At 66.8% G+C, this 20,484-nt stretch carries 16 protein-coding genes; 8 read left to right on the top strand and 8 right to left on the bottom strand.

Annotation, left to right across the window (positions count from 1 at the left end; genetic code table 11):
• Positions 1-10: 10 nt before the first annotated feature.
• From QTH91_RS21270 to QTH91_RS21260, 3 genes are all read left to right on the top strand, one after another.
• Positions 11-874 (top strand): ABC transporter permease, encoded by an 864-nt coding sequence (locus tag QTH91_RS21270; RefSeq protein ID WP_286662144.1) that lies wholly within the window; start codon positions 11-13, stop codon positions 872-874.
• Between the two features lie 21 nt (positions 875-895).
• Positions 896-2,236 (top strand): cytosine deaminase, encoded by a 1,341-nt coding sequence (locus QTH91_RS21265; protein ID WP_286662143.1) that lies wholly within the window; start codon positions 896-898, stop codon positions 2,234-2,236.
• Between the two features lie 124 nt (positions 2,237-2,360).
• A complete protein-coding gene (locus tag QTH91_RS21260) occupies positions 2,361-3,338 on the top strand; it encodes a tripartite tricarboxylate transporter substrate-binding protein (protein WP_286662142.1) in 978 nt (325 codons plus the stop codon).
• 64 nt (positions 3,339-3,402) lie between these two features.
• Here QTH91_RS21260 and QTH91_RS21255 read toward each other — a convergent pair whose 3' ends face one another.
• The 5 genes from QTH91_RS21255 to QTH91_RS21235 all read right to left on the bottom strand — a co-directional run bounded on the left by QTH91_RS21255 (position 3,403) and on the right by QTH91_RS21235 (position 10,044).
• Positions 3,403-4,599: an ROK family transcriptional regulator gene (locus tag QTH91_RS21255; protein WP_286662141.1), complete on the bottom strand. Its 1,197-nt coding sequence runs from the start codon at positions 4,597-4,599 to the stop codon at positions 3,403-3,405.
• A complete protein-coding gene (locus QTH91_RS21250) occupies positions 4,596-5,372 on the bottom strand; it encodes an ATP-binding cassette domain-containing protein (protein ID WP_286662140.1) in 777 nt (258 codons plus the stop codon). Before QTH91_RS21250 ends, QTH91_RS21255 begins: the two co-directional genes overlap by 4 nt.
• 1 nt (position 5,373) lies before the next feature.
• Complete coding sequence (locus QTH91_RS21245) at positions 5,374-6,564, bottom strand: sugar ABC transporter permease (protein WP_286662139.1); 1,191 nt, start codon at positions 6,562-6,564, stop codon at positions 5,374-5,376.
• Positions 6,565-6,694: 130 nt separating this feature from the next.
• Positions 6,695-7,723 (bottom strand): D-xylose ABC transporter substrate-binding protein, encoded by a 1,029-nt coding sequence (xylF, locus tag QTH91_RS21240; RefSeq protein ID WP_286662138.1) that lies wholly within the window; start codon positions 7,721-7,723, stop codon positions 6,695-6,697.
• Between the two features lie 215 nt (positions 7,724-7,938).
• On the bottom strand, positions 7,939-10,044 hold the full coding sequence (locus tag QTH91_RS21235) for a PQQ-dependent dehydrogenase, methanol/ethanol family (protein ID WP_286662137.1): 2,106 nt from the start codon (positions 10,042-10,044) through the stop codon (positions 7,939-7,941).
• 196 nt (positions 10,045-10,240) lie between these two features.
• Here QTH91_RS21235 and QTH91_RS21230 point away from each other — a divergent pair, with 196 nt between their 5' ends.
• The 4 genes from QTH91_RS21230 to QTH91_RS21215 are packed head-to-tail and all read left to right on the top strand — an operon-like array spanning position 10,241 to position 13,869.
• Positions 10,241-11,290, top strand: a complete 1,050-nt coding sequence (locus tag QTH91_RS21230) for a thiamine pyrophosphate-dependent dehydrogenase E1 component subunit alpha (RefSeq protein ID WP_286662136.1) — start codon at positions 10,241-10,243, stop codon at positions 11,288-11,290.
• Complete coding sequence (locus QTH91_RS21225) at positions 11,281-12,285, top strand: alpha-ketoacid dehydrogenase subunit beta (RefSeq protein WP_286662135.1); 1,005 nt, start codon at positions 11,281-11,283, stop codon at positions 12,283-12,285. Before QTH91_RS21230 ends, QTH91_RS21225 begins: the two co-directional genes overlap by 10 nt.
• A 23-nt stretch (positions 12,286-12,308) precedes the next feature.
• Positions 12,309-12,812 carry a MarR family winged helix-turn-helix transcriptional regulator gene (locus tag QTH91_RS21220; protein ID WP_286662134.1) on the top strand — a complete coding sequence of 168 codons (504 nt, stop codon included), beginning with the start codon at positions 12,309-12,311 and terminating at the stop codon, positions 12,810-12,812.
• Positions 12,813-12,852: 40 nt separating this feature from the next.
• Positions 12,853-13,869, top strand: coding sequence for a Bug family tripartite tricarboxylate transporter substrate binding protein (locus QTH91_RS21215; protein ID WP_286662133.1), 1,017 nt, complete (start codon positions 12,853-12,855; stop codon positions 13,867-13,869).
• Between the two features lie 27 nt (positions 13,870-13,896).
• On the opposite strand, the gene QTH91_RS21210 is transcribed toward QTH91_RS21215, so the two are convergent.
• On the bottom strand, positions 13,897-14,220 hold the full coding sequence (locus QTH91_RS21210) for a DUF1840 domain-containing protein (protein WP_286662132.1): 324 nt from the start codon (positions 14,218-14,220) through the stop codon (positions 13,897-13,899).
• Positions 14,221-14,224: 4 nt separating this feature from the next.
• Entirely contained in the window at positions 14,225-15,490 is a 1,266-nt protein-coding gene (locus QTH91_RS21205; RefSeq protein ID WP_286662131.1) for a class I SAM-dependent methyltransferase, read from the bottom strand.
• A 160-nt stretch (positions 15,491-15,650) separates the two neighbouring features.
• Here QTH91_RS21205 and QTH91_RS21200 point away from each other — a divergent pair, with 160 nt between their 5' ends.
• Positions 15,651-17,279, top strand: coding sequence for an AMP-binding protein (locus QTH91_RS21200; RefSeq protein ID WP_286662130.1), 1,629 nt, complete (start codon positions 15,651-15,653; stop codon positions 17,277-17,279).
• Between the two features lie 28 nt (positions 17,280-17,307).
• On the opposite strand, the gene QTH91_RS21195 is transcribed toward QTH91_RS21200, so the two are convergent.
• Positions 17,308-20,484, bottom strand: a complete 3,177-nt coding sequence (locus QTH91_RS21195) for a CusA/CzcA family heavy metal efflux RND transporter (protein ID WP_286662129.1) — start codon at positions 20,482-20,484, stop codon at positions 17,308-17,310.

Here is a 20,484-nt window from a genome sequence, read left to right as displayed (position 1 = left end):
GGCGGCCCCGATGACAGCCTCACGCCCTGGCGATGCGTCGTTGGAAGCACAGACGCCCCTCTGGCGCGAGCGCCGCATCCTCGGGCTGCGCGCATCCATCTGGCCGCGCGTCCTGGCGCCGCTGGTGCTGGGCCTGGCCTTCCTGGCCTTGTGGACGGCGGTCGTGCGCATGCAGCACATTCCGCCTTACATCCTGCCCGACCCGATCCTGATCGCCCGCACGCTGGTGGCCGACTGGGCCACGCTGTCGGGTTCGCTGTGGATCACGCTGACGATCTCGATGGCCGCCTTGTCGGCGGCGGTGGCGATCGGGCTGGCGCTGGCGATCCTGTTCACGCAGTCCAAGTGGCTGGAGCTTTCGCTCTTTCCCTATGCCATCGTGCTGCAGGTGACGCCCATCGTCGCGATCGCGCCGCTCATCATCATCTGGGCCGACAACGTCAACATCTCGCTGCTCATCTGCGCCTGGCTCGTGGCGTTCTTTCCGATCCTGTCGAACACCACGCTGGGCCTGAACTCGGCCGACCACAACCTGGTCGACCTCTTCCAGCTCTACCGTGCCAGCCGCTGGCAGACGCTCACCCAGCTTCGGCTGCCCGCAGCCATGCCCTACTTTCTGGGCGGCTTGCGGATCTCCGGTGGGCTCTCGCTGATCGGTGCGGTGGTGGCGGAGTTCGTCGCCGGCACCGGCGGCACCGCCTCCGGCCTGGCCTACCGCATCCTGGAATCGGGCTATCAGTTGCAGATTCCGCGCATGTTTGCAGCGCTTGCGCTGGTGTCCTTGTGCGGCGTGGTGATCTTCGCGTGCCTGTCGCTCATCTCCCATCTCTCGCTGCGACACTGGCATGACAGTGCGCGCCGGCGCGAAAACTGACCCCGCTTTGCAGCCCTTCCAATGACCCACGCCTTCTTCCAGCCTCCCGAACAATCCCGCTATGCCCTGCGCAACCTGCGCGCTCCCGAGTGCCTGTTGGACAAGACGGGCCTGCCGCCCGGCAGCCCTGGCACCGTGGCGGTCGACCTTTTGATCGACGAAGGGCGCATCGCCGGCATCGAACCGGCAGGCAAGCTGCCGGCCGAACTCGGCCCTGACATGGATGCGTCGATGGTCCTGCCCGGCATGCTCGACCTGCACACCCACCTGGACAAGGGCCACATCTGGCCGCGCCAGCAGAACCCCACCGGCGACGGTGCCGGCGCCGGCATGGCGACCAAGCAGGACCGCGAGGCCAACTGGAACGCGCACGACGTGGCGCGACGCATGGAGTTCGGGCTGAAGACCGCGTACGCCAGGGGCGTGGTGGCCATCCGCACCCATCTCGATTCGCTGGCGCCGCAGGCGGCCATTTCGTTTCCGGTGTTTCGCGAGATGCGCGAGCGCTGGGCCGGGCGCATCGACCTCCAGGCCTCGTCCATCGCGCCGGTGGACGCCTTCATGAGCGACGAAGGCCGCCAGTTGGCCGACATCGTGGCCGAGAGCGGCGGCCGCCTGGGCTTCGTCACCAAGTCGATGGCCTATCCGCAAGAGCCGGTGCCGCCCATGATCGACGAGGCCATCGCCAACGCCATGAAGCTGGCGCGCGAGCGCGGGCTCGACCTCGACCTGCATGTGGACGAATCGACCGACCCGCGCGCACAGACCTTGATCCGCATTGCCCGCGGCGCCATCAAGCACGACTTCCCGGGCCGCATCCTGTGCGGGCATGTCACGGCGCTCGCTTTGCAAAGCGACGAGACGATCGACGAGACCCTGCGCGCCTGCGTCGAAGCGGGCATCGACATCGTCAGCCTGCCCACCGTCAACATGTACCTGCAGGACCGCAGCGGCGAGGCTCGCACGCCGCGCTGGCGGGGCGTGACCGTGCTGCACGAGATGAAGGCGCGGGGCCTGAGGGTGGCCGTGGCCGGCGACAACTGCCGCGACCCGTTCTATGCCTACGGCGACCACGACATGCTGGACACCTACACGCAGGCGGTGAAGATCGCGCACCTCGACCATCCGCTGTCGGACTGGATCCGCGCCGTCACCGAAACGCCGGCGGCCATCATGGGCCTGGATCGCGGCATGCTGCGCGCTGGCAGCGGCGCCGACCTGATCGTGCTCAAGGCACGCAGCTATTCCGAGATGCTGGCGCGCCACCAGTTCGACCGCTGCGTGATCCGCGCCGGACGTGCCATCGACACGCGAGCGCCGGACTACCGGGAACTCGACGATCTGATGGGCGTGGCGCCCTGAAGCCGAAGCCTTCGGCCGGCACCACGCTGGTGCTCACTTCATAGGGCTATCAGGGATGGGCAAACGGCGGCCTCTGGATAAGATCGCCGCTTACTTTTTCTTACCTGTACCCCCTGGAGACCTTATGAAGAAACTGTTCACCCTCGCGGTGATCGCCGCCGCCGCCTTCGGTGCACAGGCGCAGGACTACCCTGGCGACAAGGTCGTCACCATCGTGGTGCCCTTTGCCGCGGGCGGCCCCACCGACCGCGTGGCACGCGACCTGGCCGAAGCCATCCGCAAGCCCCTGGGCGCCACCAGCGTGGTGATCGACAACGCCGCCGGCGCCGGCAGCACCATCGGCAACGCCAAGGTCGCACGCGCCAAGCCCGACGGCTACACGCTGCTGCTCACCCACGTGGGCATGGCCACCACCCCGGTGCTGTACCGCAAGCTCAGCTACGACTACCAGAAGGACTTCGAGTACCTGGGCATGGTCAACGACGTGCCGATGACGCTGATCGGCAAGCCCGACCTGCCGGCCAACAACTTCAAGGAACTGCGCGAATGGATCGCCAAGTCCGGCGGCAAGGTCAACCTGGGCAACGCGGGCATCGGCTCGGCCTCGCACCTGTGCGGTCTGCTGTTCCAGAGCGAGCTCAAGGCGGAGATGACCACCGTGCCGTACAAGGGCACCGCGCCGGCCATTGCCGATCTGATCGGCGGGCAGATCGACCTGCTGTGCGACCAGACCACCAACACCACCGGCCAGATCGAGGGCAAGAAGGTCAAGGCCTATGCGGTCACGACGATGAAGCGGCTGACCACGCCGGCGCTCAAGGACCTGCCCACGCTGGACGAGTCGGGGCTGAAGAACTTCCAGGTGACGATCTGGCACGGCCTGTATGCGCCCAAGGGCACGCCCGAGGCGGTGACCAAGAAGATCAACGAGGCGCTGAAGGTGGCGCTGAAGGATCCGGACTTCGTGAAGAAGCAGGAAGGCCTGGGCGCCGTGGTGGTGAGCGACAAGCGCGTGGAGCCGGCCGAGCACAAGAAGTTCGTGGAAAGCGAAGTGGCACGCTTCGGCCCGGTGATCAAGGCCGCGGGCGTCTACGCCGACTGAGCGAGCCGCAACGATCGAGACTGCAGCCCCGCCGAGATCGCGCACGCGGGCGCTGCCAGGACGATCAAGCCGCCGGAGCCGAAGAGGCCCGGCGGTTTTTTTTCGTCTGCCGGGCCTGGCGCTCGTGGGCCGCCGGATGCAGTGGCCGCAGGTATTCATGCAACACGAAAGCCGACGCGCCGACGGCCGGCGCCAAGGCTCCGTAGCGCGCCGCCCGCACCTGGGGCATGGGCAAGCCGGCATCGCTGGCGTACTGGGCGACCGCATCGCACGCGCGGGCCAGCAGTTGCGGGTCGTTGGCGCAACTGGCGCCGCCGACGACGATGACGCGCGGGTTGAAGGTCACCCACAGGTTCTGGAGAAGAACGCCCAGGAAGCGGGCAGCCCTTTCCGGGTCGCTGCCGCTGCGAGATAGCGCGCGGGAGCCGAAGAAGGCCTCGGCGCAGCCGCGCCGCCCGCACGAGCACGCAGGGCCGTCGACTTCGAGGATGGTGTGGCCGATCTCGCCGGCCATGCCCTGCGCGCCGACGAACAGGCGGTCGTTGAGCACGATGCCCGCGCCCACGCCCACGTCGCAGTTCACGAAGATGAGCGGATCGGTGTCGCTGCCCGGGTGCGCGCCGCCCTCGCCCACGTCGAATTCGTATTCGCCCAGTGCGGCGGCATCGGCTTCGTTCTGCAGTTGCACAGGCACGTCGCCGACGCGCGCCGCCTGCAACGCGGCGCTGAGCGGGCTGAGCAGGTCGACGTCGCGCCAGCCAAGGTTGGGCGCGAAGCGCACGCGCCCGCTGTCCTGATCCACCGCACCGGGCACGCCGACACCGATGCCGGCCAGCCGCAACCCGCGCGCCGCCAACGCGCGCTGCGCCTGCGCGGCCAGCGCCGCCGATTGCCGGCTCACGCACTCGGGCGACGGATCTTCCAGAGCCTCTTCGTCGGAATGCAGCAGCGCGCCCTGCAAGGACACGCAGGCCAGCCGCATTCGCTCCACGCCCACCTCGATGCCGGCCAGCGCACGCACGCCGACGTCGATGGCCAGCGGCGTGGACGGGCGCCCCGCACCGTCGGCCACCGGCGCGCCGGACTCATGCAACCAGCCTTCTTGCAGCAGCTCGCGCACCAGCAGCGTGACAGTGGACTTGGTGAGCCCGCTTTCCTGCGCCAGCCGCGCCCTGGACAGGCCCGGCTGCGCGCGCGACAGCCGCAGCAGCACGCTGCGGTTGATGCGCTTGACCAGCTGCTGATCGCCGGTGGTTCTCATGCGGCGTCACGCACGCACTGCGGCTTTCCCTCCGGTCGCTTGCCCGCGATGATCATGCCCAGCACCTCGTCCTCGGTCACGTCGGGCGTGGCGTAGGTGCCCACCAGCCGGCCGTTCTTCATCACCGCGAGGCGGTCGCTCAGCCCGAACACATCGGGCATGTCGTGCGTGATCAGGAAGATGCCCACGCCATCGGCCTTGAGCTGGCGCACCAGGCCGCCGACCATCGCCGTTTCCTCGGGGCCGAGTGCCGCGCACGGCTCGTCCATGATCAGGATGCGGGCGTTGAAGTACAGGGCGCGCGAGATCGCCACCACCTGCCGCTGTCCGCCAGAAAGCCGCCGCACCGGCACGCGGATGTTGGTGAAGTTCTTGTTCAGCCGGGCGAAGACCTTGCGGGCCTCGACTTCCATGAAGTGATCGTCCAGCGTGCGCCAGCGGGTCAGCTTCTCGCGGCCCAGGAAGAGGTTGGCCACCGAATCGAGGTTGTCTGCCAGCGCCAGCGTCTGGTAGATGGTCTCGATGCCTTGCGATTGCGCGTCGGCCGGCGTGCGGATGCTGACCGGCTGGCCGGCGACGCGCACTTCGCCCGCGTCGATGGGATAGGCGCCCGCCAGCATCTTCATCAGCGTGGACTTGCCGGCGCCGTTGTGGCCCAGCAGCGCCACCACCTCGCCGGGATGCAGGTTGACGCTGACATCGTCGACCGCCTTGATGCCGCCGAATGATTTGTGGATGCCGCTCAGTTGAACCAGGGGTTGTGCGTTCGTCATTTCACGCCTCCCCGAACTTGCGGCGATACAGCACGTCGAACACCACCGCGACGATCAGCACCTGGCCGATGATGACCATGCGCTTGCCGATGGACACGTCGAGCAGCAGCATGCCGCTGTCGAGCGACTGCATGATCAGCGCACCCAGCACCGAGCCGAAGATGGAGCCCGCGCCGCCAGAAAGCGCAGTGCCGCCGATCACCGCAGCAGCGATCACGTACAGCTCCGCGCCGGTGCCCAGCGAGTTGGTGCCGGCATTCAGGCGCGCGATGGAAACGATGGCCGCCACCGTCACCAGCACACCCAGCAGCGCGAACAGCATCAGCGTGACGCGCCGGACCGGAATGCCGACCAGGGCCGCCGCATCCGGATTGCCGCCCATCGCGAAGACGTAGCGGCCGAAGCGGGTGCGGTGCACCAGGAACGAAAGCCCGACCGCGACCGCGGCCCAGATGAGCACCGGGATCGGCAGCCCCTGCGCGGTCTCCTTGTTGCCGATGCGATAGTCGTTCATCACTGCGGCAAAGGCGAGCACCACGAGAATGGGCGCCGCCGTGACCATCACGTCGAGCACGAGCGGTTGATTGGGCATGCCATGGCGTGCCCGCGCACTGCGCTTTTGCACCATGCGCGCCACCAGCACCACGGCGATCGCCGCGGCCACCAGCCAGGTCCAGGTCGTGCCGATGCCGCCGTCGTAGCCGCCGCCCAGCATCTGGAACACGGGGTCGTTGACCGGCTGCGTCTTGCCGTCGGCCACCAGGAAGGCGGCGCCGCGGAACGACATGAGTCCGCCCAGCGTGACGACGAAGGACGGCACGCCCAGCCCGGCCGTGAGCCAGCCTTGATAGAGCGAAACCAGCAGCGCCACCGCCAGGCCGGCCAGGCAGGCCGCGGGCCAGGGCCAGCCGGACGTGTATTGCAGATAGGCGATCAGCACACCGATGAAGCCCATGACCGAGCCGACCGACAGATCGATGTGGCGGGCAACGATGATCAGCACCATCACGGTCGACACGATGCCGACCACCGCCGTCTGCTGCGCCAGGTTGTAGAGGTTCTCCGGCGTCAGGAAGAGCCCGCCCGAAAAGATGTGGAAGCCCACGGCGAGCGCGATGAGCAGCACGCACATGAGCAAAAGGCGCAGGTCTACGCCGGTGCGCCGCCACAGCGGCAATTCTTTGGTTGTCATGTCGATCCTCCTTGGGTCTTCTTGTCGTGAAATGCCACGCTGGCTCGCTCGGGGCAGGACGCGCGCTCGCGCCCTTGCGGCTGCTCCGGGCCAAGGCAGGAACCGGCGCGGCGCCTGCCTTGGATGACGCCTACTTGCAGGCGGGCGGCGCCTTGTCGGCCGCCACGCCCTTGCAAAGGTCGGCCTTGCTGATCCAGCCCGCCTTGACGATGACGTCGAGGTTGTCGCGGGTGATCGGCACCGGGGTCAGGAAGCGCGAGTTCAGGGCCACCTTCTTTTCGCCGCCCGACCAGGTCGTCGAGTTCTCCACCGGCTTGCCGCTCGCCAGGGCGACGGCCGCGCTGGCCGCTTCCCGGCCAAGTTCGCGGGAGTCTTTCCACACTGAGACGGTCTGCGTGCCCAGTGCAATGCGGTTGAGCGCCGCATGGTCCGCGTCCTGCCCGGACACGGGGATGCCGCGGATGCCCTTGGCCGTGAGCGCGGCCACCGCGCCGCCGGCCGTGCCGTCGTTGGCCGCCACCACCGCGTCGACCTTGCCGGCGTTGCGCGTGAGGATCTGCTCCATGTTCTTCTGCGCGACCTCGGGCTTCCAGCCTTCGGTGTATTCGTCGCCCACGATCTTGATGTCGCCCTTCTTCACGGCGGCGTCGACGATCTCCTGCGCGCCGGCGCGAAGGAAGTTGGCGTTGGGATCGGTGGGCGAGCCCTTGATGAAGACATAGTTGCCCTTGGGCACCAGCTTGTAGACGGCGCGCGCCTGCATGCGGCCGACCTCGACGTTGTCGAAGGTGATGTAGAACACCCCGGGCGCCTCGATCAGCCGGTCGTAGGCCACCACCGGGATCTTGCGCTGCGTGGCCTTGTTGACCGCCGGCAGGATCGCGTCCTTGTCCATGGCCAGCACGATCAGCGCCTTCGCGCCCTTGGAGATCAGGCCCTCGACGTCCGCCAGTTGCTTCTCGGGCGATCCGCCCGCATCGGCGCTGACGTACTTGGCACCGAGCTTTTCCAGCTGCGCCTTGATGGCGGTCTCGTCGGTCTTCCAGCGCTCCTCCTGGAAATTGGACCAGCTCACGCCGACCACGGTCTGGGCAAAGGCACCGGCGGCGCACAGGCCGAGCGCAACGACGCCGAGCGCGCGCAGAGTCTTGTTGTTCATAGGTATGTCTCCGAAATGAGGGTTTTGGTCGCCCTGGCCGTTCAGCGGGTCGCGCCTTTTAGTTCGAGCAACGAACTAACTATGGCCGGCCTGCCGCGCGATGTCACCGGGGTAAGCACTGAATACTTTCGCGCGCCCAAGCGGCAGTTTGTGAGCAATCGAAACCGGCGGCGCGGTCAGGCACCGCCGGAGCGTCGCTCACTCAGGTCACTTGTCTACTTGGGTCGGATGGCATCCGCCGTGCCCTGGATGAAGGCCTTGATCTTCTCGACGTCCTCGGCGCTGAGCTTTCCGGTGAAGTCGGGCATGCCGCGGGCCATGGCCGGCCCCTTGAAGATGAACTTGTCGAGGTTCTCGATGTAGGCCGCATCCATGTAGCCCAGGTTCGGGATGTTGCCGCCGCGATCCACGCCGGGCACGCCGTGGCAGAACACGCAGTTGCTGACATAGAGCATCGTGCCCGGCGTGACCAGGGCCGGGTCGTACTTCACGCCGGCCACCAGCTTGCCCACCTTGGCGTCGACGAACGCGGGCATGGGCGCCTTGCCGCCGACGACGAAGGTGTAGACGGTGCCCGGCCCCTGGCGGTCGCTCGCGCGCTGCGCAAGGCCGTAGACGCCGCCCCAGCCGGCGGCGATCGAGACGTATTGCTTGCCGTCCATCATGAAGGTCATGGGCGCCGCAACCACACCGGTGCCGGTGGGCGTCTCCCACAGCTTTTCGCCGGTCTTGGCGTTGTAGGCCACCATGCGCCCGTCGGCCGTGCCCTGGAACACCAGGTTGCCGGCGGTGGTGAGCGTGCCGCCATTCCAGGGCGACACATGCTCCACGCCCCACGCCTCCTTCTGCGCCACCGGGTCCCAGGCCACCAGGCGGCCCATGGGCTTGCTCTTGGGCGGCTCTGCGTTGGCGAACATGGCGGTGTTCCAGCCCAGCGCGGCATGGGGACGGCCCGGCGCGTTCTCATTGAACTTCCAGGCCTTGTCGTCCATCAGGTTGAGCGGGATGTGCTGCGCCGGCAGGTAGGCCAACCCGGTTTGCGGATTGAAGGACATCGGATGCCAGTTGTGCGCGCCGAAGGGCCCAGGAACCGAATCGCCCGGCTTCTCGTTCGCGCGCGCCGCCGCCACCTCGATGGGGCGACCGTTCTTGTCGTAGCCGGTGGCCCAATTCACATCGACGAAGTTCTTGGCCGAGATGAACTTGCCGTCGGTGCGGTCGATGACGAAGAAGAAGCCGTTCTTGGGCGCATGCAGGATGGTCTTGCGCTTCTTGCCGTCGATGGTGAGGTCGGCCAGGATCATCGGCTGGGTGGAGGTGTAGTCCCAGTTGTCGCCCGGCGTTTCCTGGTAGTGCCACTTGTACTTGCCGGTGTCGGGGTCGAGCGCGACGATGGAGGCAAGGTAGAGGTTGTCGCCGCCCTTGGGGCTGCGCTTGCTGTGCGCCCAGGGCGAGCCGTTGCCGGTGCCGATGTACAGCAGGTTCAAGTCGGGGTCGAAGGCCATGGTGTCCCACACCGTGCCGCCGCCGCCCGCCTCCCAGTACTTGCCGGTCGGGTCCCAGGTCGCGGCCGCCTTCTTCATCGACTCGTCCTCGAAGGGCTTGGACGGGTCGCCCGGCACGGTGAACCAGCGCCACTTCTGCGCGCCCGTGGCGGCATCGTAGGCGGTGACGTAGCCGCGTACGCCGTATTCGGCGCCGCCATTGCCGATGATGACCTTGCCCTTGACCACGCGCGGCGCGCCGGTGATGGTGTAGGAGCGCGCGTGGTCGATCAGGGTGTCCTTCTCCCAGGCCACCTTGCCGGTGGCCGCGTCGAGGGCGATCAGCCGGCCGTCATACGCGCCGACGTACACCTTGCCCTGGTAGAGCGCCACGCCGCGGTTGACCACGTCGCAGCAACCCCTGTAGCCCTTGGACCGGTCGACCTTGGGATCGAAGCTCCACAGTCGCTTGCCGGTGCGCGCGTCGATGGCGTGCACGACGCTCCACGACGCAGTGACGTACATGATGCCGTCCACCACCAGCGGCGTGGCCTCGACGCCGCGCGTGGATTCCAGGTCGTAGCTCCATGCCAGGCCCAGTTCCTTGACGTTGCCGGTGTTGATCTGGTCGAGCCGGCTGTAGCGCGTCTCGGCATAGTCCAGCCCGTAGCTGGGCCAGTCGGGCGTCTTGGCGGCGTTGGAACGGATGAATGCGCCATCCACCTTGCCGGCCGCGGTCTTCGAAGGCTCGGCCGAACCCTTGCCCTGCGCGGCTGCGAGGCCCGCGGCTGCGAACAGCGCGAAGCCCAGCGTGAGCGCCGTCGAAAGTCTCTTCATCGTGCGTCTCCTGCTTGTTGTTTGCGGCTCGAAGAATGGTGCGATGCCCGTGCAGGCGGGCTTCGGGCTTTCCCGAAGGCCTGGTAACGCGATGCAAGCGGTGCCAAGCGGCTGGGGTTAGCCCGCTCTTGATGATTGGTCACGATCGATACGATCCAGCACGCAAATGCGCGCCGTCGTTCGCGCTGGAGTCCACATGAATTCCCCCCTTCCCGATCTGGGCGAGCGGCGCTCGCTCTATCGCACGATGCTGCGCATCCGCGCCTTCGAAGACGCGGCCGAAGCCGCCAGCCAAGGCGGCGTGAGCGCCTATGGCCAGCAGGCCGGCACGGCCGCCAAGGTGCGCGGCCCCCTGCATCTTTCCACCGGGCAAGAGGCGGTACCCGCCGGCGTCTGCGCGCACCTTCGGCGCGGCGACTACCTGACCTCGACCCATCGCGGCCATGGCCACACGCTGGCCAAGGGCGCCGACCTCACCCGCATGATGTGCGAGCTGTTCGGCAAGGCCACCGGCTTCAACGGCGGCAAGGGCGGGTCGATGCACATCGCGGACTTCTCGGTCGGCATGCTCGGCGCCAATGGCGTGGTAGCGGCCGGGCTGCCGATCGCGGTGGGCGCGGCGCACGCGCAGAAGCTGCGCAAGTCGAGCGCGGCGGGCGGCGCGGTGGACGGCGACGCCATCACCGCCTGCTTCTTCGGTGATGGCGCCATCAACCGGGGCCCGTTCCTGGAAGCGCTCAACTGGGCCAAGGTGTACCAGTTGCCCGTTCTCTTCGTGTGCGAGGACAACCGCTGGAGCGCCACCACGTCCAGCGGGCCGATGACTGCGGGGGACGGCGCCTCGGCGCGCGCTGCGTCGATGGACATCGAGTCGGTGCAGGTGGACGGCAACGACGTGTTTGCGGTGCACGGCGCCGCATCGGATCTGATCGCCCAGGTCCGCACCGGCCAGGGGCCGCGGCTGCTGCATGCGCTGACCTACCGTGTGAAGGGCCACGTGTCGGTCGACCCTGCCGCCTACCGCGATGCGGGCGAACTGGCGGCCGCCCTCGAGACCGACCCGATCGCACGGGCCCGCGCCGCGCTGCTCGCCAGCGGCGTGAGCGCCGCCGAACTCGACGCCCTGCAGGACGAAGCGCTGGCCGAAGTCCAGGACGCACTGGCTGCCGCCGACGCGGCGCCCTGGCCCGAAGCCACCGCGGCCTTCGAAGACGTGCAGGATGTGGGAGCCGGCCAATGGATCTGACACCGATGCAGGAACAGACGGCCGCAGCCGTCGAGACGCTCAGCTATGCCCAGGCGGGCGCACGCGCCCTGCAGCGCGAGATGGAGGCGGATGCGCGCGTGCTGGTGATCGGCGAAGACGTCGGTCGCGGCGGCATCTTCGGCCAGTACGCCGGGCTGCAGGGGCGCTTCGGTGCCAACCGCGTGATCGACACGCCCATCAGCGAGGCCGCGATCATGGGAGCCGGCGTCGGCATGGCACTGGCCGGCATGCGCCCGGTGGTCGAGATGCGCGTGGTCGACTTCGCGCTGTGCGGCATGGACGAGCTGGTCAACCAGGCCGCGAAGAACCGCTACATGTTCGGCGGTCAGGGCCGCGTGCCGATGGTGGCGCGCATGCCTGGCGGCATCTGGGATGCGTCGGCGGCGCAGCATTCGCAATCGCTGGAAGCCTGGTTCGCGCATTTGCCGGGCGTGGTCGTGGTGTGCCCGTCCACGCCGCAGGACAACTACAGCTTGCTGCGCGCGGCCGTGCAGTGCGACGACCCGGTGGTCTACATCGAACACAAGACGCTGTGGGGCCAGCAGGCCGCCGTGGACGAATCGCGGGTGGTGCCGCTCGGGCGTGCGCAGCGCGTGCGCGAGGGCGATGCGCTGACGCTGGTGAGCTGGAGCCGGCAGCTCCACGTCTGCCAGCAGGCTTGCGAGGCGCTGGCGGCGCAAGGCGTGGCGGTCGACCTGATCGATCTGCGCACATTGTGGCCCTGGGATCGCGAGACGGTGCTCGAGTCCTGCGCTCGCACGCGCCGGCTGCTGGTGGTGCACGAAGCGGTGCAGGCGGCAGGCTTCGGCGCCGAGATCGTCGCAACGGCCGCGCAAGAAACCGGCTGCCGCATCGGGCGCCTGGGCGCACCGCGCATTCCGGTGGGCTATTCGCCCATCCTCGAAGCGCAGTCGCGCATCGATGCCGCCCGCGTCGTTCAAGCGGCGCTGCATCTCGCCGAGGCGAGCGCCTGAACGCCTTGGATCGAGGCATCGACATGACCACCGAGCCCTCCACCGATTTCTCGTCTGGTGCCGCAGCCCACGCCGCGGCCGGTGCGAATGCCAGTTCGCAGGACGAACTGCTTCTGCTTCGCCTGGTGCGCGTCGTCAACATGGCGGCGCGCCCCTTCGCGCAGACGGTGGGTCGCGAATACCAGCTGTCCTTGCCCGAATGGCGCGTGATGGCCGTCGTCGCGCGCTATCCGGGAAGCACGGCCAGCCAGGTCTGCGACCTGTGCGGCATGGACAAGATGACGGTCAGCCGCGCCCTGGCGGGGCTGGAGCAATCGCAACGTCTCGAGCGCTGCGCCGACGAGACGGACCATCGCTGCACGCGTCTGTACCTGAGCGAAGCGGGCTCGACCCTGCATGGGATCGTTCACGAGAAGGCGCGCATGCGCGAGCTTCAACTGTTCGCGGGCACCACGCCCGCCGAACGCGAGCGCCTGTCCGCCACGCTGGACAAGGTGGTCGCGGCCATGGCGCGCCACGACGTTTGAGCGCCGCCGCATTTTTCGCAAGCCCCCAAGGAGACAAAGCATGAATCGATCGCCAAAGTTCACCTCCCGCCGCAGCGTGCTGGGCGCCTGCGCGCTGGCATGGCTGGCCGCCACGGGCGTGGCCTCGGCCCAGGACGCCTGGCCGAGCAAACCGGTGCGCATCGTCGTGCCGTTCGCGCCGGGCGGCACCACCGACATCCTGGCCCGCGCCATCGCGCCCGAGCTGTCTACGGCCTTCGGCCAGCAGTTCTTCGTCGACAACCGCCCCGGAGCCGGCGGCAACGTGGGCGCCGAGGTCGTCTCGCATGCGGCACCCGACGGCTACACGCTGCTGATGGGCACGGTGGGCACGCACGGCATCAACCGGGCGCTGTACCCCAAGCTGCCCTACGACCCCATCAAGGACTTTGCGCCCGTCACGCTGGTGGCCGCCGTGCCCAACGTGATGGAGATGAACGCACAGAAGGCGAAAGACCTGAACATCCGCAACGTGCAGGACTTCATCAAGTACGCCAAGGCGCACCCGGGCCAGTTCAACATGGCCTCCAGCGGCAGCGGCACCTCGATCCACCTGGCGGGCGAGTTGTTCAAGTCGATGACGGGCGTGTCGATGACCCACATCCCGTACAAGGGCTCCGGGCCGGCCCTGCTGGACATGGTCGGCGGCAATGCGGATGTGATGTTCGACAACCTGCCCTCGTCGATGGCGCAGATCAAGGGCGGCAAGCTGGTGGCGCTGGCGGTGACCAGTTCGAAGCGCTCGTCCGCCCTGCCCGACGTGCCCACGGTCGAAGAAGCGGGTGGGCCGGCGCTCAAGGGTTTCGAGGCCAGCTCATGGTTCGGTCTTCTCGCGCCTGCAGGCACGCCGGCGGACGTGGTCAACCGGGTCCAGCAGGCGGTGGCCAAGGCGCTCGACACACCCGCCATGAAGGAGAAGCTTCAGGCGCAGGGCGCCATCCCGAGCGGCAACACGCCCGCCGAGTTCGCCCAGCTGATCGACAGCGAGCACAAGAAGTGGGCCAAGGTCGTGAAGGACTCCGGCGCGAAGGTGGATTGAGGCGAAGAAGCGCCTTCTACCTGGGGCTCAAACGCCCCAGACGACGTCCTTGCCCGCCGCCAGCGATCGCTTGAGCATGTTCAGCAGGGGCGCAGCGCGCTGGTGAAGGCCGACATGCTGGCGCTCCGCGTCCTCGGCGTGATCCTCGGCGGCATAGGCGTCGTGGTTGTGGCGGTTGGAATCGGAATCGGAGCCGATGGCGCTTTCCAGCGCACTGATCGCCGCAGGCATCTGCTCGACGGTGATGATGCCCTTGCTGGATGACTTGCCGATGATGTCCAGCAGCGCACGGGCGTTGCTCTCCATCATGACGAAGGATTCGGTGGCTTGGGATTGGAATTTGTAGAGCATCGCTTTACCTGTACATGTAGTCGCGTGAGAAAGGATAGTCCGACTGTGCGCCACGAATGGCGCCAGTCGCCATGTCGCCGTCAGGTTTGGCGCACAGCATCTGGTGCAGCGAGATCCACCCTTGTTCGAAGGCCATGGCCGAGCCAGCGAGATATAGCCGGTAGGCCCGCATCACGCGTTCGGCCCGATCGGCATTGCCGGTTCCGCGCTCGAGCACCTGGCGTGCGGCGTCGAGTTGCGTCTCGAGCGCATCGGACCATGACCACAAGGTGCGCGCATAGTGCGGGCGCAGGTTCTCGGTATCGACCATCTCCAGTCCGGCCTCGGCGGTTTCACGCAGGATGCGCGAGACGTGCAGCAGTTCGCCGCCCGGGAAGATGTACTTCTCGATGAAGTCCCCCATGCCCGCGCCCAGTTGCTGGTAGTCCACCTGGCCTGAGGTGATGCCGTGGTTGAGCAGCAGGCCGCCCGGACGCAGCAGCCGCATGATGGTGTCGAAATACGCGCGCATGTTGGCGCTGCCCACATGCTCGAACATGCCCACCGATGAAATCTTGTCGAAAGGTTGGTCGGGCTTGAGCTGGCGGTAGTCCAGCAGTTCGACCTTGACGCGGCCGGCAAGCCCACGCTCTTCGATCAACCTGTTGACGTACGCGTACTGGTTCTTCGACAGCGTGATGCCGGTGCCGCGCACGCCGTAGTTCTCGGCGGCCCAGAGCAGCAATCCGCCCCAGCCCGAGCCGATGTCGAGGTGGCGCTCGCCCTCGCGCAGGTCAAGCTTTCGGCAGATGTGGTCGAGCTTGGCTTCCTGAGCCTGCGCGACCGTCATCGCGGCGTCCTTGAAATAGGCGCACGAATAGACGCGGCGCGGATCGAGCCAGAGTGCGTAGAAGTCGTCGGAGACGTCGTAGTGGAACTGGATCTGCTCGGCATCCTTGTGCAGCGAATGCAGACGGTGCGACTTGCGCCCGCGCAGGAAGTGCGTCCACCAGCCATGCTGGGTCTGCGCCGGGTTGTCCGGCAGCAGGCCGACGGCTGCGTCGGTCAGGTCGCGCATGGCGCCCTGGATCTGTACCTTGCCCTCCACATAAGCCTCGCCGATGGCGCCGATCTGCCGGCTGGCCAGCTTGGCCAGCGCAGACCAGTCCTTGAATGCCAGCGTGACGCGCGAATCCGGACTGGCCACACGACGCCCATCGGGCAGCTCCAGGGCGATGGGCACCCGAAGCGTTGCGAGCTGGGACTCAATCTTAGGTATCAGGCTCTGCATGGCCCGATTTTTGCCACGCACGTACACAAGCGTCAACAAATCTAATTGGCGACGGCATTGCGTCCTACAGTTGTTGAGAGATAAACTATTTATCAGTCAACCGCATTGTTCGGCTCGCCATTCGAGCGTCCGGTTCATTGGCGGTGCTTGCGGAGATTGCATGAATCCATCTTTCGACAGCTTCGTTGTGGACCGTCTGCCCCCAAGGTCGCAGTGGCCGCGCTTCAGCAACGACGCCGTGATTCCCGATGGTCAGCAGACGCTGAACCTGGTCGATGCGTTGTTCGACCGAGCCTTTGCCGCTGGCCATGCCGATCGGCCGATGCTGCGTGCGCCGGGCCGCACCCTGACTTACCGACAGGCGAGCGAAGAGGTCAATCGCATCGCCGAACTGTTGTCGGTCGACCTCGGCCTCGTGCCTGGCAACCGCGTGCTGCTTCGCGGCGGCAATTCGATCGCGATGGCCTTGGGCTGGCTGGGCGCGGTGAAGGCCGGCATGGTTGCGTTGGCCACGATGCCGCTGCTGCGCGCGCGCGAGCTCGGCGACATCCTGGAGAAGGCACAACCCTCCGCCGCCTTGTGCGATGCGCGCCTGCTCGACGAATTGAAGGCGGCCTGTGCGACACCGGCGGGTGCCTCGGTGCGTGAGATCGTGGCGTTCAATGCGCCGACGGACGCCGCCTCGATGGAGGCACGCGCCGCCGGCAAGAGCGGCCAGTTCGTGCCCGCCTATGCATCGAAGGCCGATGACATTGCGCTGATGGCCTTCACCTCCGGCACCACCGGCAAGCCCAAGGCGCCGGTGCACAGCCATCGCAACGTGCTGGCCGCCTGCACGGCGTGGCCCGATCACGTCTTGAAGCTCGGCCCCGGCGATGTGGTGATCGGCTCGCCGCCCCTGGCCTTCACCTTCGGCCTGGGCGGAGTGCTGCTGTTCCCGATGTGGGCGGGCGCATCGGTGTGGCTGCCCGACTCGGGCTACACGCCGGAATCGATGGTGCGCACCATCCGTGAACAAGGGGTCACGGTGTGCTTCACCGCCCCCACCTTCTATCGCCAGATGGCGCCGATCGCCAAGGCCGAAGGTGTGCCGACGTTGCGCAAGACAGTCAGCGCCGGCGAAGGCCTGCCGGATGCGACACGCCAGTTGTGGAAGGACGCCACGGGCATCGAGATGATCGACGGCATCGGCGCGACCGAGATGTTCCACATCTTCATCTCGTCGGCCGGTTCGGAGGTGCGACGCGGCGCCATCGGGAAGGTGGTCCCCGGCTATACGGCACGCGTGGTGGACGCCGATGGCCAGGAGGTGCCGCGCGGCACGGTCGGCAAGCTGGCGGTGCATGGCCCCACCGGCTGCCGCTACCTGGACGACGAGCGCCAGCTGAAGTACGTCAAGGACGGATGGAACTTCCCCGGCGATGCTTTCATGCAAGATGAAGATGGGTACTTCTTCTACCAGGCACGCGACGACGACATGATCATCACCGCCGGCTACAACGTCGGCGGCCCGGAGGTAGAAGACGCTTTGCTGCGGCATCCGGCCGTGGCCGAATGCGGCGTCGTCGGCGCGCCGGACGAGTTGCGCGGCATGATCGTGCAGGCTTGGTGCGTGCTCAAGCCCGGCCAGGTGGGCGATGCCGCCATGGTCAAGACGCTGCAGGAACACGTGAAGGCCAGCATCGCGCCTTACAAGTACCCGCGCTCGATCATGTTCGTCGAGGCGCTGCCGCGCACCGAGACGGGCAAGCTGCAGCGCTTCAGACTGCGGGAACTGCAGGGTCGTTGATGGCCCGCCATGCGGGCCATCTGACCGGCTAGGCGGGCTTGAGGTCGGCGTCGCGCTCGCGCTCGGCCAGGGCTTCGTCCTCTGTGCGGCCGTGTGCCAGCCGATAGAGCACGGGAAGCACCAGCAAGGTGAGCGCGGTGGAAGACAGGATGCCGCCGATCACCACGGTGGCGAGGGGCCTTTGCACCTCCGCTCCGGTCCCGGTGGCGATCGCCATCGGAACGAAGCCCAGCGACGCTACCAATGCGGTCATCAGCACCGGCCGCAGGCGCGTCAGCGCTCCTTCCCGAATCGCTGCGTCGAGGCCCATACCTTCCTCGCGCAGGTTGCGGATGAACGAGATCATGACCAGCCCGTTGAGTACCGCCACGCCCGACAGCGCGATGAAGCCGACAGCCGCCGTGATCGACAGCGGGATGTCGCGCAGCCAAAGCGCGAGGATGCCGCCGGTCAATGCAAAGGGGATGCCGGTGAAGACAATCAGTCCATCCTTGAGGTTGCCGAACATGGCGAACAACAAGGTGAAGACCAGCAGCAGCGCCACCGGAACCACGATCTGCAAGCGCTGCGTGGCCGACTGCAAGTTCTCGAACTGCCCACCCCAGGTCGTCCAGTACCCGGCTGGTATCTTCACGCGCGAGTCCAGCGCTGCGGATGCCTCCGTCACGAAGCCGCCGAGGTCGCGTCCACGGACGTTGGCGCTGATGACGATGCGGCGCTTGCCGTTCTCTCGACTGACCTGATTCGGCCCGGGCGCGAACTCCAGTGTGGCCACCTCCGCCAATGGAATGAAGTTGATCTTGCTGCCGGTGCCAGCACCCGGCAGAGCAATGGGCAGCCGACGAATGGCATCGACGTCGCCGCGCACGTCTTCAGGTAGGCGCACAACGATGGCGAAGCGCCGATCCCCTTCGAACATGGTGCCTGCTTCGCGCCCGCCGATGGCGGTGGCGAGGGTGTCCTGGACATCGGCAATGTTCAGTCCGTAGCGCGCCACCTTCTGTCGATCGATGGCCACGGTGAGCATGGGCAGGCCACTTGTCTGCTCGACCTTGACCTCCGACGCGCCCGGAATCGACTTGAGCACCGCCTCGACTTCGGCAGCGGTCTTGTTCAGGACGTCCATGTCGTCGCCGAACACCTTGACGGCCACATCGCTGCGAACCCCTGAGACCAGTTCGTTGAAACGAAGCTGGATGGGCTGCGAGAACTCGAAGCTGTTGCCGGGCACCCGGCTGGCCTCCTCCTGAACAGCGGCCAACAGTTCCTGCCGCGTGCGCTTGGGCTGCGGCCAGTCCTTCTCGGGCTTGAGCATGACGTAGCCGTCGGAGATGTTGGGCGGCATCGCATCGGAAGCAATTTCTGCCGTTCCGGTGCGGGCAAAGATGCGATCGATCTCGGGGAACTTCTCTTTGAGCCGTGTTTCCAGGCGCTGCTGCATCTGCACCGACTGGGTCAGGCTGGTGCCCGGAATGCGAAGTGCCTGGATGGCAAAGTCGCCTTCATTCAGGCTCGGCACGAATTCGCTGCCCAGGCGCGTGGCGATCAAGCCGCACAGGACCAGCGCGACCGCGACCGCCGTCAGGACCACGGCCTTGGCATTCAATGCATGCGCCAGCAGAGGCTCGTAGCCGCGACGCGCCCACTTCATCAGCGGGTTTTCCTTCTCCTGGACCTTGTTGCCGATGAACAAGGCGATCGCCGCAGGAATGAAAGTGACCGAAAGCACCATGGCCCCCAGCAATGCGATGACCACCGTCAGCGCCATGGGATGGAACATCTTGCCTTCCACACCGGTGAGCGCAAAGATCGGCAGGTACACGATCATGATGATCAGCTGGCCGAACAGGAGCGCGCGCCGCGCCTCCTTGGACGCTGCGAACACCTCGTGGAATCGTTCACTGCGCGTCAGGAGCCGCCCATGTCGCTCCTGCGCATGAGCAAGGCGCCGGATGCAGTTCTCGACGATCACCACCGCGCCATCGATGATGATCCCGAAGTCCAGGGCGCCCAGGCTCATCAGGTTCGCGCTGACCTTCTGGTTGACCATGCCGGTGAACGTGAAGAGCATGGACAGCGGAATCACCATGGCGGTGATCACTGCAGCGCGCAGGTTGCCCAGGAATGCGAACAGCACCGCGATCACCAACACGGCCCCTTCGAGCAGGTTCTTCTTGACCGTCGCGATGGCCTTGTCGACGAGCACCGTGCGGTCATAGACCGTGACCGCCTGGACACCTTCGGGGAGGTTCTTGTTGATCTCCTCCATCTTTCGGGCCACGGCCTGCGACACCGTGCGGCTGTTCTCACCGATGAGCATGAACACGGTGCCCAGCACGACCTCCCGGCCGTTGTCGGTGGCGGCGCCGGTACGCAGCTCTCGGCCCAGTTCCACCTGGGCCACGTCCCGCACGCGCACGGGCGTGCTGCCCGCACTCGAGACGATGACGTTGTTGATGTCTTCGACGCTGCGCACCTGGCCCGGTGCACGGATCAGATATTGCTCGCCACGCCGCTCGATGTAGCCGGCGCCTACGTTGGTGTTGTTGCGCTCCAGCGCCGTGACCACATTGGCCAGGGACAAGCCATAGGCTGCGAGTTTCTCGGGCAGCGGCGCGATCTGGTACTGCTTGGCATAGCCGCCGATCGTGTTGATCTCGGTCACGCCCGGCACGTTGCGCAATTGGGGCTTGATGATCCAGTCCTGGATTTCGCGCAGATCGGTGGCGGTGTAGGGTGAGCCGTCCGCCTTCTTGGCGCCCTCCTTGGCTTCCACCGTCCACAGGTAGATCTCCCCCAGGCCGGTGGAGATCGGCCCCTCGACGGGATGGACGCCGGTCGGCATCTGCCCGATGGTGGCTGCCAGCCTCTCGCCCACCATTTGTCGGGCGAAATAGACATCGGTGCCGTCACGGAAGATGACGGTGACTTGCGATAGACCATAGCGGGAGAGTGACCGCGTCTCTTGCAGCCCTGGCAGGCCCGCCATGGCCGTCTCGATAGGGAAGGTCACGCGCTGCTCGGTCTCCAGCGGCGAGTAGCCGGGTGCGGCCGTGTTGATCTGAACCTGGACATTGGTGATGTCCGGCACGGCATCGATGGGGAGCTTCTGATAGTTGTAGATGCCCAGTGCCGCCATGGCGAGCACCGCCAGCAGCACCAGCTTGTTCTGCTCTATCGCAAAGCGGATGATTCTTTCAAACAT

It is taken from the genome of Variovorax dokdonensis, assembly GCF_030316895.1.
Taxonomy (GTDB): domain Bacteria; phylum Pseudomonadota; class Gammaproteobacteria; order Burkholderiales; family Burkholderiaceae_C; genus Variovorax; species Variovorax dokdonensis.
This window is presented reverse-complemented; position numbering and strand designations above follow the sequence as displayed.

What these genes read in the sequence shown, in the direction of transcription:
- QTH91_RS21255 (WP_286662141.1), bottom strand. Translation starts at nt 4,599, where the DNA reads ATGAGAACCACCGGCGATCAGCAGCTGGTCAAGCGCATCAACCGCAGC.
- QTH91_RS21245 (WP_286662139.1), bottom strand. Translation starts at nt 6,564, where the DNA reads ATGACAACCAAAGAATTGCCGCTGTGGCGGCGCACCGGCGTAGACCTG.
- QTH91_RS21215 (WP_286662133.1), top strand. Translation starts at nt 12,853, where the DNA reads ATGAATCGATCGCCAAAGTTCACCTCCCGCCGCAGCGTGCTGGGCGCC.
- QTH91_RS21270 (WP_286662144.1), top strand. Translation starts at nt 11, where the DNA reads ATGACAGCCTCACGCCCTGGCGATGCGTCGTTGGAAGCACAGACGCCC.
- xylF (WP_286662138.1), bottom strand. Translation starts at nt 7,723, where the DNA reads ATGAACAACAAGACTCTGCGCGCGCTCGGCGTCGTTGCGCTCGGCCTG.
- QTH91_RS21200 (WP_286662130.1), top strand. Translation starts at nt 15,651, where the DNA reads ATGAATCCATCTTTCGACAGCTTCGTTGTGGACCGTCTGCCCCCAAGG.
- QTH91_RS21260 (WP_286662142.1), top strand. Translation starts at nt 2,361, where the DNA reads ATGAAGAAACTGTTCACCCTCGCGGTGATCGCCGCCGCCGCCTTCGGT.
- QTH91_RS21220 (WP_286662134.1), top strand. Translation starts at nt 12,309, where the DNA reads ATGACCACCGAGCCCTCCACCGATTTCTCGTCTGGTGCCGCAGCCCAC.
- QTH91_RS21265 (WP_286662143.1), top strand. Translation starts at nt 896, where the DNA reads ATGACCCACGCCTTCTTCCAGCCTCCCGAACAATCCCGCTATGCCCTG.
- QTH91_RS21235 (WP_286662137.1), bottom strand. Translation starts at nt 10,044, where the DNA reads ATGAAGAGACTTTCGACGGCGCTCACGCTGGGCTTCGCGCTGTTCGCA.
- QTH91_RS21250 (WP_286662140.1), bottom strand. Translation starts at nt 5,372, where the DNA reads ATGACGAACGCACAACCCCTGGTTCAACTGAGCGGCATCCACAAATCA.
- QTH91_RS21195 (WP_286662129.1), bottom strand. Translation starts at nt 20,484, where the DNA reads ATGTTTGAAAGAATCATCCGCTTTGCGATAGAGCAGAACAAGCTGGTG.
- QTH91_RS21230 (WP_286662136.1), top strand. Translation starts at nt 10,241, where the DNA reads ATGAATTCCCCCCTTCCCGATCTGGGCGAGCGGCGCTCGCTCTATCGC.
- QTH91_RS21205 (WP_286662131.1), bottom strand. Translation starts at nt 15,490, where the DNA reads ATGCAGAGCCTGATACCTAAGATTGAGTCCCAGCTCGCAACGCTTCGG.
- QTH91_RS21225 (WP_286662135.1), top strand. Translation starts at nt 11,281, where the DNA reads ATGGATCTGACACCGATGCAGGAACAGACGGCCGCAGCCGTCGAGACG.
- QTH91_RS21210 (WP_286662132.1), bottom strand. Translation starts at nt 14,220, where the DNA reads ATGCTCTACAAATTCCAATCCCAAGCCACCGAATCCTTCGTCATGATG.